Annotated in this window: 2 protein-coding genes; one reads left to right on the top strand and one right to left on the bottom strand. The window is 64.2% G+C overall.

Annotation, left to right across the window (positions count from 1 at the left end):
* On the bottom strand, nt 1-684 hold a 684-nt coding region (locus ACSFA3_RS25005; RefSeq protein WP_435508045.1), incomplete at its 3' end, for an aldo/keto reductase.
* 102 nt (nt 685-786) lie between these two features.
* Here ACSFA3_RS25005 and ACSFA3_RS25000 point away from each other — a divergent pair.
* The coding region (locus ACSFA3_RS25000) for a LysR family transcriptional regulator (protein ID WP_435508044.1) at nt 787-1,132 on the top strand (346 nt) is incomplete at its 3' end.

The following is a 1,132-nucleotide window of genomic DNA, read 5'->3' as shown; positions in this document are numbered from 1 at the left end:
CACTGTGTTGCGGAAATCTGTCGCGCCGAACGATGTCTGCGCGTCGATCGCGCCCGTCAGGAAACCCTTTCCAAGCGGACTGAACGGCACGAAGCCGATGCCCAGTTCCTCCAGCAGCGGAAGGACTTCTTTCTCCGGCGTGCGCCACCACAGGGAATACTCGCTCTGCAGAGCGGCGACCGGCTGAACCGCGTGCGCGCGGCGAATGCTGTCCACGCCGGCCTCGGAAAGACCGAAGTGCTTCACCTTGCCTTCGCGGATCAGATCCTTCACGGTGCCCGCCACGTCTTCCATCGGAACCTGTGGATCGACACGGTGCTGATAGAACAGATCGATGCGGTCCGTGCGCAGACGCTTCAGCGCCTCGTCGGCAACCTGCCGGATGCGTTCCGGGCGGCTGTCGAGGCCCTTACCGGCGTCACCCTCGCGAAACCCGAACTTGGTCGCGATCACGACCTGATCGCGCACAGGTTCCAGCGCTTCCCCGACCACACTTTCGTTGACGAAGGGCCCATAGACTTCCGTCGTGTCGAAAAACGTGATCCCGCGTTCGAAGCCCGCGCGGATGAGCTTGACCGCTTCGGCCGTGCCGGTGGCCGGCCCGTAGCCGTAGCTCAGGCCCATGCAGCCGAGACCGAGGGCCGAAACGGTGAGGCCGCCGCGGCCCAGTTGACGTGTTTTCATGCTGTGTGTCCTTGTCGCTAACCGATCACAAGAACTTTAGGCAGCCTGCTTGCCAATGACTAGACTGCTGGATCGACATGTACCTAGAAGGCAGGCTAATCAATGGCACGCTTCGACGACCTGGCCAGTTTTGCGGCCGTGGTGCGCGCAGGCAGCTTCACGCGAGCGGCGGCCCAGCTTGGAGTGACGCAGTCCGCGCTCAGCCAGACCGTCCGCGCGCTGGAGCGCCGGCTCGACCTGAAGCTGCTCAACCGGACCACACGCAGCGTCGCGCCCACGGAAGCGGGCGAACGCCTGTACCAAGCCGTCGGCCCGCGCTTCGAGGACATCGAAGCAGAACTCGCCGTTCTGGGCGAGATGCGCGGCAAGCCCGCCGGCACGGTCCGCATCACGGCGACTGAACACTCGATGCGAACCTTGATCTGGCCCAGGCTTCAACCATGGCTGC

Source organism: Variovorax glucosi (assembly GCF_051216695.1).
Taxonomy (GTDB): domain Bacteria; phylum Pseudomonadota; class Gammaproteobacteria; order Burkholderiales; family Burkholderiaceae_C; genus Variovorax.
This window is presented reverse-complemented; position numbering and strand designations above follow the sequence as displayed.